The organism is Proteus cibi (assembly GCF_003144405.1).
GTDB classification, from domain to species: domain Bacteria; phylum Pseudomonadota; class Gammaproteobacteria; order Enterobacterales; family Enterobacteriaceae; genus Proteus; species Proteus cibi.
This window is the reverse complement of the sequence record NZ_PENW01000016.1, coordinates 152,170-170,071: the sequence shown is the minus strand read 5'-3', so window position 1 is coordinate 170,071 and position 17,902 is coordinate 152,170. Positions and strand designations below refer to the sequence as shown.

14 protein-coding genes are annotated in these 17,902 nt (G+C 37.7%); 8 read left to right on the top strand and 6 right to left on the bottom strand.

The window, feature by feature from the left end; all coding sequences use genetic code 11:
• Positions 1–61: 61 nt before the first annotated feature.
• Positions 62–1,462, bottom strand: a complete 1,401-nt coding sequence (locus DK865_RS09765; RefSeq protein ID WP_036913085.1) for an amidohydrolase — start codon at positions 1,460–1,462, stop codon at positions 62–64.
• Between the two features lie 172 nt (positions 1,463–1,634).
• Between DK865_RS09765 and DK865_RS09760 the strand changes: the two genes are divergently transcribed.
• Entirely contained in the window at positions 1,635–2,873 is a 1,239-nt protein-coding gene (locus tag DK865_RS09760) for a TerD family protein (RefSeq protein WP_109391789.1), read from the top strand.
• A 101-nt stretch (positions 2,874–2,974) separates the two neighbouring features.
• Here the strand turns inward: DK865_RS09760 and DK865_RS09755 are convergent, their stop codons facing one another.
• Positions 2,975–3,430, bottom strand: a complete 456-nt coding sequence (locus tag DK865_RS09755; RefSeq protein WP_023582209.1) for a YaiI/YqxD family protein — start codon at positions 3,428–3,430, stop codon at positions 2,975–2,977.
• Between the two features lie 268 nt (positions 3,431–3,698).
• Between DK865_RS09755 and DK865_RS09750 the strand changes: the two genes are divergently transcribed.
• The 5 genes from DK865_RS09750 (at position 3,699) to fhuB (ending at position 11,521) form a co-directional block, all read left to right on the top strand.
• Positions 3,699–5,297: an ABC-F family ATPase gene (locus DK865_RS09750; protein ID WP_036913081.1), complete on the top strand. Its 1,599-nt coding sequence runs from the start codon at positions 3,699–3,701 to the stop codon at positions 5,295–5,297.
• 426 nt (positions 5,298–5,723) lie between these two features.
• Complete coding sequence (locus tag DK865_RS09745; RefSeq protein WP_109391788.1) at positions 5,724–7,808, top strand: TonB-dependent siderophore receptor; 2,085 nt, start codon at positions 5,724–5,726, stop codon at positions 7,806–7,808.
• A 74-nt stretch (positions 7,809–7,882) separates the two neighbouring features.
• Positions 7,883–8,665, top strand: a complete 783-nt coding sequence (locus DK865_RS09740; protein WP_109391787.1) for an ABC transporter ATP-binding protein — start codon at positions 7,883–7,885, stop codon at positions 8,663–8,665.
• A complete protein-coding gene (locus DK865_RS09735) occupies positions 8,656–9,564 on the top strand; it encodes an iron-siderophore ABC transporter substrate-binding protein (protein WP_109391786.1) in 909 nt (302 codons plus the stop codon). The genes DK865_RS09740 and DK865_RS09735 overlap by 10 nt, the downstream gene beginning before the upstream one ends.
• Complete coding sequence (fhuB, locus tag DK865_RS09730; protein ID WP_109391785.1) at positions 9,554–11,521, top strand: Fe(3+)-hydroxamate ABC transporter permease FhuB; 1,968 nt, start codon at positions 9,554–9,556, stop codon at positions 11,519–11,521. Before DK865_RS09735 ends, fhuB begins: the two co-directional genes overlap by 11 nt.
• A 63-nt stretch (positions 11,522–11,584) precedes the next feature.
• On the opposite strand, the gene DK865_RS09725 is transcribed toward fhuB, so the two are convergent.
• Positions 11,585–12,793: an MFS transporter gene (locus DK865_RS09725; RefSeq protein WP_109391784.1), complete on the bottom strand. Its 1,209-nt coding sequence runs from the start codon at positions 12,791–12,793 to the stop codon at positions 11,585–11,587.
• Between the two features lie 139 nt (positions 12,794–12,932).
• Between DK865_RS09725 and DK865_RS09720 the strand changes: the two genes are divergently transcribed.
• Positions 12,933–13,523, top strand: a complete 591-nt coding sequence (locus DK865_RS09720) for a TetR/AcrR family transcriptional regulator (RefSeq protein WP_109391783.1) — start codon at positions 12,933–12,935, stop codon at positions 13,521–13,523.
• A gap of 72 nt (positions 13,524–13,595) precedes the next feature.
• On the opposite strand, the gene DK865_RS09715 is transcribed toward DK865_RS09720, so the two are convergent.
• A complete protein-coding gene (locus DK865_RS09715) occupies positions 13,596–14,192 on the bottom strand; it encodes a TetR/AcrR family transcriptional regulator (RefSeq protein ID WP_109391782.1) in 597 nt (198 codons plus the stop codon).
• 152 nt (positions 14,193–14,344) lie between these two features.
• Here DK865_RS09715 and DK865_RS09710 point away from each other — a divergent pair, with 152 nt between their 5' ends.
• The gene (locus DK865_RS09710; RefSeq protein ID WP_109391821.1) at positions 14,345–15,847 is read left to right on the top strand and encodes an MFS transporter; all 1,503 of its coding nucleotides are present in this window, start codon (positions 14,345–14,347) and stop codon (positions 15,845–15,847) included.
• A gap of 3 nt (positions 15,848–15,850) precedes the next feature.
• Here DK865_RS09710 and DK865_RS09705 read toward each other — a convergent pair whose 3' ends face one another.
• Entirely contained in the window at positions 15,851–16,738 is an 888-nt protein-coding gene (locus DK865_RS09705) for a LysR family transcriptional regulator (RefSeq protein WP_109391820.1), read from the bottom strand.
• 78 nt (positions 16,739–16,816) lie between these two features.
• The gene (gene accA / locus DK865_RS09700; protein WP_023582199.1) at positions 16,817–17,779 is read right to left on the bottom strand and encodes an acetyl-CoA carboxylase carboxyl transferase subunit alpha; all 963 of its coding nucleotides are present in this window, start codon (positions 17,777–17,779) and stop codon (positions 16,817–16,819) included.
• Positions 17,780–17,902: the final 123 nt, after the last annotated feature.

The following is a 17,902-nucleotide window of genomic DNA, read 5'->3' as shown; positions in this document are numbered from 1 at the left end:
AAACAATAAAAAAGGCAGTTTAAAATCAAACTGCCTAGGATAAAAATAGTGTTATCGATTTTTATTTAACTACTTCGCCACTGTCGATAACTGTTTTACGAACTTTATTCGAGAAATCTTGCGCTTCTTTAATAATGGCTTTTTCATCAACTGTTAATAATTGGCGATCTTCCATTAAGATTTTTCCATCAACAATGGTATGGCGAACATTGCTTCCGTTTGCACCATAAACTAATGCGGCATAAGGGCTATACATCGGCACCATGTTAGGTGATTTAGTATCAACAACGATAATATCAGCAAGTTTGCCTGATTCTAAAGAGCCCAATTTATCTTCCATATGTAATACTTTTGCTGAACCCATTGTTGCCAGCTCTACAACGGTTAATGGTGGCATAGCAGCGCGATCTTTATTCTCTAGTTTATGGATTTTACCCACAAGATTTAGCTCATTCATGGTCGTTAGGGTATTACTTGACATTGGACCATCCGTTCCTAAACCCACACGAACCCCTTTTTCTAGCATCGTGACGACAGGCGCTACACCTTTCGCTGATTTAGTATTTGCACTGATATTATGAGCGACACCAACATCATACTTTTTCAGCAAATCAATATCTTTGTCATCAACCATAATTGCATGCGCTGCGATAACTTTATTATTTAATGCGCCGATATCTGCCATATATTGAACGGGACTTTTACCATCAGTACGTTTAGCAATTTCTTCTTGCTCACGATCCGTTTCAGCTAAATGGATCATAACGGGAACATCAAGTTCAATTGATAATTTAGCAATTTTCTGAAGGTTTTCTGTAGTATTTGTGTAAGGCGCATGTGGTGCAAATGCAGGGATAATACGAGGATGATCTTTATATTCTTTAATAAAGTTTACTGCGTACTGAATACCTTCTTCTGGTGTTTTTGCATCAGCAACAGGGAAATTAATCACCGATTCTCCTAATACTGCGCGATTACCCATTTTATCAACGGTTTTAGCGACTTCATCTTCGAAATAATACATATCAACGTAAGTTGTTACGCCACCTTTTACCATTTCGATATTTGCAAGATCAGCCCCTACTCTGACCATTTCACGAGACACCATTTTGCTCTCAAGTGGGAAAATATAACGGTGGAGTCTGTCTGGCACATCATCAGCTAATGAACGAAATACCGTCATCGAACCATGAGTATGAGTGTTAATTAAACCCGGCATCACAATATCACCATCAACATCTAATACTTTATTAGCTTGATATTCTTTAGAAAGCTCAGGGCCACCAACGGCAATAATCTTATTTTCTTTTACGACAACAGTACCCTGTTCAATGATTTTATTTTGTTGGTCCATAGTCAGAACAGTGCCGTCAACTATCATCAAATCAGCCTGTTTTGCTGCATAACTAGAAAAGGAGACAGCCATTACAGCCAACGCAAGCATAGATTTAGAAAATGACATCATTACCTCTCGTCTTGATGGGAAAATTTCCCTACGATTATAGATAAATTCATTGGTTTTTGATATCAATTGAAAGTGAATGAGATCACCGAATAAATAATTAATTGAAGTTATTATCGCATTCGTTGCCTAAATTTCTTGCAGTTAGTCTTATCAATCAAGGAGCGGTTTAATGAGTAAAACGTTGCAACCTGGTGAAAATACATCACTCAGCGAAAATAAAGGACAAGTTAAAGTCTCTCATGCAGTAGGCGATAATCTTGATATTAATCTGACTGCATTTTTAGTCACCGGATCTGGAAAAGTCGTTAATGACGACGATATGGTGTTCTTTAATGCTCCTCACCACGCCTCTGGTGCAGCTTCATTTGTTTCACCGGTAACTCAAGGCACTACTGTTATTCATAGTATTGATTTTGATTTTTCTCGTTTACCCGCAAATATTACCAAAATCGCAATTACATTAACGCAAGATGGTAGTGCTGGTGGCTTTGCTGTTGTTAATCAATTAAAAGCTCAAGTGCTGATAAACAATGAAGTTATTGAGCTAGTACCCAGTCCGTTTTCACAAGAGACAGGGATCATCGTTTTAGAGCTTTATGTTCGAAATGGTCAAAATAAAGTTCGTTCTGTTTGGCAAGGTTTTGCTTCTGGGCTTGTTGGTTTATGTAACCTTTATGGTGTTGAAGTTGAAGAAGCCCCCGCCGTTGTTACGCCACCACCTGCGCCGATTAATATCCAAAAAAGCGTAGTGAAACTGACTAAACCCGATAGTAGCCATCGTGTTTCATTATTAAAAGGTAATGACGCGCCTAAACGTATTTTAGTGAGTGCAACATGGATAGATAATGGGGATGGAAAAGATAATGATGATTTAGATCTTCGTGTAGGCATTTTACGTCCGAATGGTCAAATGTCTATTATTCAAGCACCAGATAAAAGCGGTGCTTTTCATTCAGATCCTTTTGTTTTCCATACCGGTGATGTAGTGAGTGTGAGTCAAGAACAACCCGGTTGCGAAACCGTTGAAATTAACCCCGCTATTTCCCAATTAATGGGCGGTAAAGTTGCGTTGGTTTGTAGTGTTTATTCTGCTATTAGCAATGGTTGTGTGTCTGTCGCTTCATTAAAACCAACAATGCGTATGGAATATGGTAATCAAGTCGTTGAATGTTCTTGTGAGTATAAGAAAGGCTTTTTCAATAATATGATTTATACCTATGTGATTGGTATTATTGAAATTGATCAAGATAGCATTACTTTAAAACCATCTGGTGTAACGTCACGAGCGGGCAGTGAAGCAACACCTTGGTTAACGCGTAATGGTAATGAGCTTAAATTAACGATGGATGGCCCTCATGTTTTTAAAGGGAAGAAACCGAGTATTTTAGGCACAAAGCGTTATGTCTAATCTTATTATCAAGAAGAAATAAGTTAGAGTTTATCTTAAAGAAAAACGGGCAATAATATCTATGCCCGTTTGTTTATTAAAAGCGTTTATGACTGACGATATTAAACACGCTTTTTTTGTTGTAAGAACCACTTATCTAATTCATTCGCAAAAAGTTGGCGGTCACGTTGACTCAAACTTGCGGGTCCTCCCGTTTGAATACCGCTTGCTCTCATCGTATCCATAAAATCACGTATATTTAAACGTTCTCGAATAGTGGCTTCAGTATAACGTTCACCTCTTGGATTGAGCGCTACTGCACCCTTTTCTATCACCTCGGCAGCCAATGGAATATCAGCGGTAATAACCAAATCATCTTGATGGGTTCGGCGAACAATTTCGTTATCCGCAACATCAAATCCCGCAGAAACTTGTAATGTCCGTAAGAAAGGCGATGCAGGTACGATTAATCGTTGATTGGCAACAAAAGTAATAACCACTTTTTCTCTATCTGCTGCACGATATAACACTTCTTTGATTACTTTTGGACATGCATCAGCATCAACCCATATAGGCATAACAACACTCTCTTCGTTATTCGGTATCTAATGATCTGTATTTATGGCATTTAAAATAACACATTAATCCTAACTAAGTGATTGAAGCTTTGATCTTTCTCGTTTTCCTTACTTTTGTTATGGAAAACAACACGCAATATGATGTTTTTTTCGCTTATAGCAAAAATTCCTTAACAGACAGGTGTCACTTTACTGTCTTAATAGGGGTAACTTGTGGCATAATGCCGCCCCATTACCTTTTGTCATTCACTAATAATGAGTATTTGTCTTGTTAATCAGCAATAATATCACGATGCAGTTTGGCTCAAAGCCACTGTTTGAAAACATTTCTGTCAAATTTGGTGGCGGAAATCGCTATGGTTTAATCGGTGCTAACGGCAGCGGTAAATCAACCTTTATGAAAATTTTAGGTGGCGATTTAATGCCAACTAGCGGCAACGTATTCCTCGATCCTAATGAACGTCTTGGTAAACTTAAACAAGACCAGTTTGCTTATGAAGAGTTTACTGTGCTTGATACGGTGATTATGGGTCACACTGAACTTTGGGAAGTGAAGCAAGAACGTGAGCGCATCTATAGCTTACCTGAAATGAGCGAAGAAGACGGTTTACGTGTTGCTGATCTTGAAGTGAAATTTGGTGAAATGGACGGTTATACCGTTGAATCGCGCGCTGGCGAATTATTGCTAAACGTAGGTATTCCATTAGAACAACATAATGGCCCTATGAGTGAAGTGGCTCCGGGGTGGAAATTGCGTGTGTTACTTGCACAAGCCCTGTTTGCTGATCCTGATATTTTGTTACTGGATGAACCGACGAACAACTTGGATATTGATACTATTCGTTGGCTTGAACAAACGCTAAATGAACGTAACAGTACTATGATCATTATTTCCCATGACCGTCACTTCCTAAATATGGTGTGTACGCACATGGCTGACTTAGACTATGGTGCGCTTGCTGTTCATCCCGGTAACTATGATGAGTATATGTTTGCTGCAACTCAAGCTCGTGAGCGTTTATTAGCGGATAATGCGAAGAAAAAAGCACAAATTAGTGAACTGCAATCTTTCGTCAGCCGCTTTAGTGCTAATGCCTCTAAATCACGCCAAGCAACCTCTCGTGCAAAACAAATTGAAAAAATTCAATTAGCAGAAGTGAAAGCATCAAGCCGCCAAAACCCATTCATTCGCTTTGAGCAAGAGAAAAAATTATTCCGTAATGCGCTTGAAGTGGAAAATATCTCTAAAGGCTATGATGATAATGCCCCACTGTTTAAAAACGTCAATATGATGCTTGAAGTGGGCGAAAAAGTCGCTATTTTAGGTAATAACGGTGTGGGTAAATCGACGATGATCAAAACATTAGTCGGTGAATTAACACCAGATACAGGTCGTTTGAAATGGTCTGAAAACTCAAACATTGGCTATTATGCACAAGATCATGCCACTGATTTTGAAGTAGATATGACGGTGTTTGATTGGATGAGCTTATGGATGAAACCTGAAGACGACGAACAATCTGTACGTAGTGTATTAGGTCGTTTACTGTTCTCTCAAGATGACTTGAAAAAATCTGTTCAAGTTTTATCTGGTGGCGAAAAAGGCAGAATGTTATTTGGTAAGCTGATGATGCAAAAACCAAACATTTTGATTATGGATGAGCCTACCAACCACTTAGATATGGAATCTATTGAATCACTGAATATGGCATTAGAACTTTATCAAGGCACATTGATTTTTGTTTCTCATGACCGTGAATTCGTGAGCTCCTTGGCAAATCGTATTATTGAAATTACACCTGAAAAAGTGACTAATTTCCAAGGTACTTATGATGAGTTCCTAGCAAAAAAAGGTGTTACGCTTTAATTTTATAATAGATTAGAGTAATAAACAGAAAAAGGCTTGATACTCTTTATCAAGCCTTTTTTATTGGCGTGTATGGCCACTGATAATCTTGAAATCCTCGCGTTATTTAACGCATTAGGATTATATCCAGCAATAAACCAACAAGGTCACGACCAGATTTATTTACGAAATTATGGCGAACGCGCTTGAATGCGAGGTGGAGCCTGGTATTCACAGCAGGTAGCAGGAATGCGAACTTTATGTTTAAGCTATCATGCACAGTATTGCAGCACTTCTGTCGGCGGAAGACGGGATTGGATTGATATAAGCAGTTAATTAACCCAAAAAATTATCATTTATAGACATTTTTGCATAAATTAATTTACCTTAGTATCAATTACATGAATAATAGTGGTAATAGTAATGATTATTATTCGGTGACTCATTGTGATTAATTTTTATGCGTTTAAATTGAAACCAGTGGCATTACTTTGTTCTGCCACCCTTCCTTTTATTTTGACTACACAGGCTTTTGCGGAAGAAATAGCAAAAACGGAACAAGTTGAGAAACTTGTCGTTAGTGCCCAGGCTTTAAAAGTAAATACCAGTTTGCAAGAAACACCTAAATCCGTTTCTGTCATTTCTCAAAAAGATCTCGAAACACATGCTCCTCAAAAACTTGATGAAGCTTTACGTTATACTTCCGGTGTTGTTTCTCAGCCTTTTGGTGCTGATAACGATACTGATTGGCTTCGCGTGCGGGGGTTTGAAGCTGCAACCTATTTAGATAACAGCCGCCTTTTTCGTGATGGTTATTACACATGGTTATTAGAGCCTTATGGCTTTGAACAAATTGAAGTCGTAAAAGGTGCATCCGCGGTTTTATTTGGTGAATCGACACCCGGTGGTGCAGTTAACGTCGTACAAAAGAAACCTAGCTTCAAATCTCAAAATGAAGTATTTCTTGAAGTTGGAAATAATGATCAGCGTGGGCTAGGCTTTGATGTTTCAAGTACAACAGATGATAAACGTGTACGTTATCGCCTTGTTGGATTAATGAAAAAATCAGATGGAGAGTTATCTCACACTGATAATGAGCGTATTTATCTTGCGCCAAGTGTTGCGATTAATCTGACGGACGATACAGCACTAACCTTTATGGCGACCTATTTGCATGATGATGGTACACCAACCAATCCTTTCTTCCCCGCGGCTGGTACATTAATTTCATCCCCTTTTGGGAAAATTAAACCGTCAACTAACTTAGGTGAACCAGGATACGATAAATATAAACGTACCCAAATTTCAGCAGGTTATTTATTAGAAAGTAATCTCAATGATGTTTGGCGTTTTTCTCAACGTTTAAACTATGGTTATAACGATCTGTTATTACGTAGTGTCTACGCATTCCCTAATTCAGATATTACGGCAACAGAACTGAATCGTGGCATTGTTTTCCGTGATGGCAAAAATCAAAGTATCTCTTTTGATAATAATATTGTTGGTGAATGGGATACGGATAATTTCGAACATACATTATTAGCAGGTACTGAGTTGCAATATCATCAAACCAAAGGTGATGAGCAAGATAATTACAGCTTTGGTACGATTAATCCGTGGAACCCTATTTACGGCAAATATACCCCGCTTAACCCTGCTAACAATGTCAATCGCACCATTGATAAAACGCAATATAGCCTTTACTCACAGTATCAAACCAAGTTTGATAGCCATTGGGTTGCAATGGCTGGTATACGTCAAGATTGGGTAAAAACAGAAAATAAAGCCAAGGTAAAAAATGAGGATAAATCACGTACTGATAGCGAATTTAGCCTCAATGCAGGTTTAATGTACTTAGCAGATAATGGTCTATCTCCTTATGTGAGTTATTCTGAGTCCTTTGAGGTGATGAGCACTATCGATCCTGCAACTCAAGATCTGTATAAGCCATTAAAAGGTGAACAAATTGAAGCAGGGATAAAATATACACCTGATTTTATCGATGGTTACCTTAATGTTGCTTGGTTTGATATCACTCAGAAGAATGCGCTGGTTGCAAACCCAACGACTTTTGTTTCAACACAAACGGGTAAAGTGACGTCAAAAGGTGTTGAAGTAACCAGTGAAATGCAATTAACAGAACGTTTAGCGTTAAAAGCCAATTACACCTATACCGATATGCAAACGGATGACACGGGTAATAAAGGTAAACAACAAGCCGGTTTAATTCCTAAACATACTGCATCTGCTTGGGGGAGTTACACAATTCCAATTACGGGAACCCAAGATTTAACTTTAGGAACCGGTGTTCGTTATTTAGGTAAATCTAAAGATAATCCTAAGAGCAGTGATTTAACCGTACCTAGTGCAACATTATGGGATATGGCTGCGATCTATAATTTCAATAAACAGTGGCAATTACAGTTAAATATTAACAACATTCTCGATAAAGAGTATCTCTCTGGTTGTGACTATTACTGTTATTACGGGCAATCTCGTTCTGTTCTCTTGAATGCTAAATATCGCTGGTAATTTTCTTTATTATTCCGCTTTTTGTTGTTAACCATGCAATAAAAGGCGGAATATCATTTTATAAATGAGTGACCATGTTTGAACTCTCAAATATTCAAATGGATCGCGGTGGACGCACTATTCTATCTATTCCCTCACTGCGTATTTCAGATCTAGGATTGACCATTGTGCTCGGTCATAATGGCTCAGGTAAATCGACTTTAGTCAGTTTGTTATCAGGTCAGCAAGCCCCAGATAGTGGTTCTGTTACACTAAATAACAGCAATATTTCACATTATAAGCCTCGTGATCTGGCTAAACAAATTGCCTTTCTCCCACAAAAACTTCCCGCTTCTGCTGGATTAACTGTTAGAGAGTTAGTGCGTTTAGGTCGCTTTCCTTGGCGTGGAACATTAGGTCGTTGGAATAAAAAAGACGATGAAATTATCACAACAGCGATGGAAAAAGCGGGAGTCCTTCCTTTTGCTGACACGCTTGCTGATGATTTATCTGGTGGTGAACGTCAACGGGCTTGGGTTGCCATGTTACTGGCTCAACAATCACCTATTTTGATTTTAGATGAACCAACATCAGCATTAGATATACATCATCAATATCAACTCATGGAATTATTGCGTGAGCTAAATCAAACTCAGCATGTTGGTATCATCGTTATTTTGCATGATCTTAACCTTGCCTTACGTTATGCCACTCATATTATCGCGCTTAAAAAAGGCAACATTGCATTTGAAGGTGATGCTTCATTACTTTTTGATGATGAACGACTTTCTGCACTTTATGAAACACCGATTAAGCTGATAGAGCACCCTGATAATAAAGGTTCACAACAACATAAGGTGGCAGTAGTATGCGTGTAATATTACAAAAAATAGTTAAATCACTGTCTTTGGGTCTGGCTATTTTATTGATCACTCCTATCGTCAATGCTACGCCAAATACCAATAAAATACCGCAACGCATTATTGTTTTAGATTGGGATTTACTGGAACAAATATTAACACTAGATGTTATTCCCGTAGGTGCGACCGAAATTGCTGGGTATAACCAATGGGTGGCTCACCCTATTGCCCCAAACTCTATTGAAGAAGTGGGTATGCGGGCAGAGCCTAATTTAGAAAAAATGGCATCGTTAAAGCCCGATCTTATTTTAGCGGCAAGTTCGCAACAAGATTTATTGCCAGTGTTGCAAACTATCGCCCCCGTTGTGTATTTACCTAATTTTTCTCGCCAAGATAATGCTGCCACTGTGGCTTTAGCGCATTTTAATACCCTAGCCTCTCTTTTAGGGAAAGAGACGCTTGCGCGGCAAAAATTAGCTGAGATGGACAATACTTTTGCACAATTAAGAGAAAAATTACAATTATCATTTATTACGCTACCAGAAGTCGAAGTGATCCGTTTTTCTACATTAACGTCCGTTTTTTTATACACAGAAAACTCAACAACTGAATTTGTAGTTAATAAGTTGGGATTGAAATCAGCAATATCGTTACCTCCTCAACCTTGGGGAATCGACCAAAGAAGAATGAATGTGTTGCAGCAGATTAAGCAAGGTTACGTTCTTTATATGTTGCCTTTTCCCGATGAAAGTAAACTGCAAAAGTCCGTGTTATGGCAAGCCATGCCATTTGTTCAAAATGGACATTTTCATTCGGTAAAACCCGTCTGGAATTATGGCGGAGTGACATCGTTAACGTTAATGGCAGAAGCCATTACAGAAAGTTTATTAGATATGGCACCGAATAATGAAAATTAAGCAATATACTTTTTATTTTTTGGCAATTATCTTATTAAGTATTATCAGCTTACAAGTTGATAATTCTCTTTCATTATCTCACCAATGGTATTTATTAAGACATCCAGAAATATCCTCACCATTCGCTGATGTTTTTTTTATTCATGCACAATTACCACGTTTAGCAATAACACTACTGATTGGGGGGATCTTTGGTGTTGTCGGGAGTTTAATGCAGCAATTAACGCAAAATAACCTGACATCACCCTTAACATTAGGCACCTCATCAGGAGCTTGGTTAGCTTTAGTTATTGTGAATATTTGGTTTACCGATTGGGTTGCTGATCACAGTGCATTAGCTGCAACAATAGGCGCTTTATTTGCATTTGGTTTTGTGATTATTATTGCCGGCATTCGTAATATGACCGGTTTACCCCTTGTTGTTTCCGGTATGGTAGCCAATATTCTATTAGGTGCTATCGCGACCGCATTAGTGACATTAAATTCTCAATTTGCTCAAAATATATTTATGTGGGGAGCCGGAGATTTGGCTCAAGATGGTTGGAATTCATTTTTTTGGTTATTACCGCGAATTGCACCTGTTGTACTTATTTTTATTTTTGCACCTCGTATTCTCACATTATTACGTTTAGGTAATGAAGGTGCGACAGCTCGAGGATTGTCTGTTTTACCTGCATTTGCCTTTTTTATTATATTAAGTACTTGGTTAGTTTCTGTCTCTATTACTGCTGTTGGAGTGATTAGTTTTATCGGATTACTTGCACCTAATATTGTTAGAACATTAGGTGCAAGAACTGCCCGCCAAGAACTTATTGCCAGTTGCCTAATGGGAATATGTTTATTGCTTATTACGGATAGCTTGGCGATAGGGGTTGGACAGTGGCTTAATACAGTTATTCCAAGTGGTGTTACTGCAGCCGCTATTGGAGCACCTGCACTAATTTGGTTTAGCCGTAAGAAAATGCGCGCTCAAGATCAGCTTTCGATTTCAATTAATTCACAGGCTAAAACAGTATCAAAATATACTGTGATAGGAATATTTGTATTATTAATACTCGGGTTAGTCCTTACCCTTTTCATTCATATTAATGAACAACAATGGTTCTGGGAAATACCTTCCGTTTATCAATGGGCATTGCGATCACCACGCTTATTGGCTGGGTTATTTGCAGGTATTGCTCTCGCTATTGCCGGTGTTATCTTGCAGCGTTTAATTTATAACCCATTAGCTAGCCCAGATATTTTGGGGGTGTCATCGGGCGCTACTTTTGCATTAGTTTTTTCGAGCTTAATTTTAGGGAGCACCTTACAAACATCACTGTGGGGCGTTGCGCTATTAGGCAGCTGTGTTGTGATGATTATTTTATTAGTTTTAGGCAGAAGGCACCAATATGCACCAGCCAGCTTAATATTAACGGGTATTGCATTAACGGCGAGTTTGGAAGCCTTTATTCAATTTTTCTTAGCTAAAGGCTCCTTAAATAGCTATAAAATATTACTGTGGTTATCAGGCTCGACTTATCGTGTGACCCGTGAACAGGCTCTCTATTTTGCATTCGCAATCACATTAATTGTGGGTAGCGTCTTTTTATTAACGCGCTGGCTTGCATTAATATCTATTGGTCGAAGTTTTGCCTCAGCTCGTGGATTACATGCTGGGCATGCCAGTATTGTTTTATTAATCATTGTCTCGTTATTATGTGCCTTAGTAACTTCAACCGTTGGCCCTATTGCCTTTATTGGCTTAGTGGCTCCGCATACGGCAATATTACTTGGTGCCCATAAAATCAAATCACAATTGATAGTTTCAGGATTAATTGGTGGAATCTTAATGGTGTGGGCTGATTGGCTTGGGCAGATATTTATTTATCCCGCTCAAATTGCAGCAGGAACGTTGGTGGCGATTTTAGGTGGTAGCTATTTCCTTTGTTTAATGTTGTTAAATCGTAGCCGTTGATTTAAAAAGCCTAAGATATTGTCATTAATTTTTGCTGATATCTTAGGCTTTGTGCGTTATTAATCACACATAACTTTTACTGCTTTTATGATTAATGCGTTGAAAACCTAAAAATGCAATTAACATCACTAAAGCACTTGCTCCAATTGCAACCCATATACCAGATTGAACACCGGAATAATCAATCCGTTGTCCTGTTAATGTTGCACCAATTGCTGTACCTACATTTAACCCTGCAAGTAACCATGTCATTCCTTCAGTTAGCTGATTTTCTGGTACATTTTTCTCAATAAGTGACATAGTCACGATTATCATAGGAGCAAAGAAGATCCCCGAAATTAATACGACAAAACTTAAGCTATAAATAGAGCCGACGAAAATAAGAGGCAAAATAGTAAGGAAAGTTGCGATGCCACCTAAGCATAATAAATGGTGTAAAGGTGTTGATAATTTTAACGTGCCAAAAAATAAGCCTGCAAAACAAGAGCCAACCGCATAGGCTGCTAATACAAAACTGGCTCCTGCGGGTATTTTTTGGGCATTGGCAAAAGCCACACTAAAAATATCAATAGTACCTACAATAACGCCCATAAAAATCATAATAACAGTTAAGATTTTGACAAGAGAAAAACGGATCACAGAGTGTGTTTTATGAGATGTTGATTCAGACGATATTGATATTATTGCCGGCTCTGTATCACGTTGTAAAACGAGTAATAACACACCCATAATAAGAAAAAAAGCGGCTAGTAATAACCCTGCTTGAGGGAAAAAAGCGACACTTAATGTGACAGAAATGGGTGGACCAATAATAAATGTCACTTCATCAAACACACTTTCTAATGAATAAGCTGTTTGTAAACGACTATCTTCTTTATAAATTGCGGTCCATCTCGCTCTGATCATGGCAGAAATACACGGCATAAAACCAATCAGTACTGCAAAAATAAATAATAAACTAATATGCCACTGTAACCATGTAGCTAATAGCATCCCCCCGATCCCAATCACACTAATTGATGTGAATAAAGGTAAAATTCTATATTGCCCATAATTATCAACTAAACGTGATATTTGGGGTGATAGAATTGCGTAAGTAAATACAAAACTAGCAGAGATTATTCCCGCTAATGCATAACTCCCTGTAAGTTGTGAAATCATCATTATGATACCAATCCCCATCATTGGTAATGGTAATCTTGCAACCATTCCCGCTAAGGTGAAAGATAGAGTGCCTTTATAGCTAAACAGTGTTCGATAAGTGCTTATCATCGTTTTCCTTATGTTTACCCTTGCCATTTTGACGAGGGTTAAAGATAATACATACATTACGTATGTATAAATATATATACATACGAGTTGAATGTAAATATACAAACAACACGTATGTATATTTGAAAAAGGAGATAAAATGGCTAGACGTACGCGTGCTGAAATGGAAGAAACACGACTATTATTGCTACAAACAGCGAGAAAAGTCTTTTGTGAACAAGGTTATGCAGAAGCATCAATGGATGACTTAACGGCGCAAGCAGGATTAACTCGGGGGGCGTTATATCACCATTTTGGTGATAAAAAAGGATTGTTATCTGCTGTTGTTGCACAAATAGATGCAGAGATGGATGCGCGTTTGCAGGCTATTTCCGATATTATTGATGATCCTTGGTTGGCATTCTCAATGCGTTGTCATACCTATTTAGAAATGGCTTTAGAGCCTGAAATTCAACGTATTATTATGCGAGATTCACGTGCCGTATTAAGTGATAAATTGACGGAACTCCCCACTCATTGTGTAATATCAATGAGCAATATGATTGATAAACTTATCGAAAATAAAATACTTATCAAAACCGACTCAAAAATGTTGGCTCTATTTATTTATGGTAGTTTAGAAGCGACTGCTTTATGGATAGCCAATAGTCTTGATGGTAAAACTCAACTAGAGCAGGCTAAATCAACATTAGATACTTTATTAAACAGTCTACGTAATTCGACAGAATAAATAAAAAGGGTAATTTTACCCTTTTCTCTTGTCAAAACCTCATGTCGTGACACTGTCACGATAAGATTTCATTTATTTTAGCAATTGAGTAAATTGCTGATATAACATATTACCTAATGTTTTTGCGGTATATTCTTTGCTATGGTCTAAATTATCAACAGCTGCATGCATACCATGATAAATTAATGTACTGGTTAATTCCGGTTGTGTTACGTACCAAGTTTTATTTTCCGTACCCGAAATTAACAGTGTTTTAATTTGCTGTAATGCCCTATTTTCATGAATATTACTGCTTTGATGAAATACTTGATGAAAAAGCATATCGTGTAATGCTTGTTTCTCAACATAAGCAATAACGCTAATTTCACACCATTGTTTTAATTTTTCACGATGATCTTGTTGTGAGCAAGCGTCCATTGCGTTATCTATTTTATTTAAATACCAATCCATATAACGTGTTCTGAGTGCATCAAGAACGTCTGTTTTGGCAGAAAAATAGTGGTAATACGTTCCTTTGGCTACCCCTGCTTTTTTTACGATATCGCTAACGGTTGTGACATCAAAACCTTTATCAAGAAATAACGTTTCTGCCGCATTCATTAACTCTTCTAAACGAACCTCGGCGGGTTTTGTTCTCGGTTTATCTGTTGTTTGTTCTTCTAATGACATTACTTATCTCCCTCAAAGGCGCTTGTAAAGCGTACTCTATATTAAAGCGACTCACAATGATGACAAATGAAACTCATTACCAATATCAATTGACCGACGGTCAGTCGAATACTATGATGCTATTATTATTCATCATTAAGGCAATAAAGCTTATGACTTCTTTAAAACGACCGTCACTTATCTGTGCCATTTGTTTAGGTACTTTTATGGCAACGCTCGATATTAGTATCGTAAATGTGGCTCTACCGACTATTCAAAATGATATACATGCTGACATGGCAACCTTGCAGTGGATTGTTGATGCTTATGCACTTTGTCTATCAGCTTGTATTTTGTCATCCGGCCCTTTAAGTGATCGCTTTGGACGAAAAAAAGTGTGGCTATGGGGCGTAATTATCTTCACGTTAGGCTCAGTAATTTGTGCAATTGCACAGCAACATGAAATATTAATTCTTGGACGTATTATTCAAGGTATTGCTGCGGCTGCACTTATTCCGGGGGCACTGTCTTTAATCACTCATGCTTTTCCTATTGATATTGAACGGGTTCGCATCATAGGAATATGGTCTTCTGTTAGTGCATTATCACTCATCATTGGTCCTATTTTAGGTGGTGTTTTAGTTCATGCGAGCGGTTGGGCGAGTATATTTCTTATTAATATTCCTATTGGCATTCTTACCGTTTTATTAGGTTGGTATGGATTAAGTGAGAGTGCTGATCCTGAAAATGTTGCTTTAGATCCTTTGGGTCAATTAACCAGTATGTTGGGATTAGGATCACTGACTTATGGTTTAATTGAAGCTGGCTCTGTGGGGTGGTCACATTATAGAACGGTATCAACACTGATTGCGGGAATTATATTTCTTGTCCTTTTTTTAATGATAGAAAAACGCGTTCAACGTCCTTTACTACCATTGACTTTATTTAAAGATCGCACGTTCTTTCAATATAATCTTTCTTCTTTTACCTTGGGTTTTGCTACATACAGTAATGTCTTTTTTATTGCTTTCTTTTTGCAAAAAGCACAAGGCTGGAGTGCATTAGAAACGGGATGGAGAATGGCACCAGAATTTATTGCAATGGCGCTGTTTTCTATGTCTTTTGGACGACTCTCTTCTTATTTTTCAGTCAGAAAGCTTATGATCTATGGTTTCTTATTTATCGCTATTTCTTCTTGTCTATTAGCGACATTAGCAACAAATAGCCACTATGGAATAACAGGAAGCTATCTGTTTGTATTAGGTGCTGGAATGGGATTATCAACACCTGCAATAGGTGCTTTAGTGATGAAAAGTGTGCCACCATCTCGTTCTGGTATGGCGTCTGCAACGATGAATGCATTAAGACAAACCGGCATGACAATGGGAATTGCTTTATTAGGGACATTGATGGTGCAACAAGCTATTCATTATATGGTGATCCAAAGTCAGGCATTGGGAATATCTGTAAATTATATCGATATTGTTGGTTTAGTGACTGAAAATACGACAAATAGTTTAGACAAAGATTTTGTTACTTTGTTACCAGAGGCGTTTAATTCAGGATTTGCTTATGCAATTGCGACTGCGGGGATCTCATGTTTTGTGACTTTATTTATTGTGCTCTTTCCTGTTAAAGCAAAACATAAGGCACTTACTCAACAAATCACAGATTAACATTTATAAACGTTGAGTTAGAAATTCAAGGAAAGACTCAATATTACGTGAAAGTGTGCTACGAGTTGCATATATTGCCACTAAATTAATCGTTGCGGGTTGTTGAGGAAATTCAATAGCTCGTAACTTCCCCTCTTTAATCATATCAAGACAGCAGTGCTCAGCTAAAATAGCAAATCCCAATCCTTTTAATACAGCTGATTTTGCTAATATGGCGCTGTTTACTCGATAATTACTATTAATGGTAACTCTGATTGGTTTTTTATCTTCATCCATAAATATCCAAGGTTGCCCTTCTAGTGCGCTTAAGCTTGAAATACAAGGCATTTTGCTTAATTGTTCAATATGTGTAGGTATCCCTGTTTTTTCTAATAAATCATTAGATGCGACAACAATACTTCGCCAAGATTTAATCAAACGCGAGTGATAGCTACTATCCGCTAAATTTCCACGATGAAAAGTTAATAGCAAATCAATATCATCATCGATGATATTTCTTGGCATTAATTGGGTATCACATTGAATAAGTAAATTAGGATGAAGTGCAGCAAAATCAGCTAAAATATCACCAAGTAATTCACTGCCATATTCACTTGGAATAGTTAAACGGAAAGTGCCCGTTAATGGTCCATCACTGGTGATATTGCTTACAACTGTATCTAATTCAGTTAAGGTTTTCATTCCTTGCTGATAGAGCATTTTACCTTGTTCAGTAAGGCGCATTTTTCGAGTTGTTCTATCAATAAGCTTACAATTGAGTTGCTGTTCCAATTGTTTAATTGCTCGACTGATATTTGAGGTAGGCATAGATAATTGCCGAGCAGCGGCTACAAATTGCCCTTGCTCTGCTACGGCAGAAAAAATACGTAATAAATTAAGATCGATTTGCATAAATAATTCACTGCCTACTGTAATTCTATTGCTTAATATAGGCAGTGTATCATTCATTTTCTTTTCACTCGTTAATAATTAACAGTAACCGTGAGACATGAGTTTTTGATAACGTTTATCTAAGAGTTCTTCAGTTGAATAGCTTTTTAATAAGGCTAAGTCAGTTAATAATTGTTGTTTAAGAAATTCTGCTGCCTGTTGATGATCACGATGAGCGCCACCTAATGGCTCTGGAATAATGGCGTCAATAATCCCTAATGATTGTAATTTAGGTGCTGTCATTCCCATGGTTTCTGCCGCAATTGGCGCTTTATCAGAGTTTTTCCATAAAATAGAAGCACACCCTTCTGGTGAAATTGCCGCATAAGTACTGTATTGCAACATATTAACTTTATCACCAACACCAATCGCTAGCGCACCTCCAGAAAATCCCTCACCAGTAATCGTGCAAATAATAGGTGTTTTCAATCGTGACATTTCAAGAATATTACGCGCGATAGCTTCTGCTTGTCCTCGTTCTTCAGCACCAACGCCTGGATAAGCACCCGCTGAATCAATAAAAATAATAACAGGCAGGTGAAAGCGCTCAGCCATTTTCATTAGACGTAATGCTTTACGATAACCTTCTGGTGATGGCATACCAAAATTGCGAAAGATTTTTTCCTTTGTATCACGCCCTTTTTGTTGCCCAATTACCATGACGGGCATTTTGTCTAAACGCGCTAAACCCGCCACAATCGCTTTATCATCGGCGTAAGCTCTATCACCTGCCAACTCCTGAAAATCAGTAAAAACCGCTTTAATATAGTCAAGGGTATATGGGCGCATGGGATGACGTGCGAGTTGCACAATTTCCCATGCACCTAAATCAGTAAAAATAGATTTAGTCAGTGAAAGGCTTTTTTGCCTTAAACGTGCGATCTCTTCATCTAAATTAATACCTGTAGCTTCATCTTGAGATTGTTTAAAGGCAAGTAGAGCATCTATTTTTTCGTCTAATTCCACAATAGGTTTTTCAAATTCAAGATGAATAAAAGACATAACGACCTCAGATTAAATGCAGTAAATAAAACAGTAATTGACTCAGTTTAGAAAAAATAACACAGTGGGAATAGAGAGGAATTCGATAAACACTATTATCAAAAATGGGATAATTAAACATTA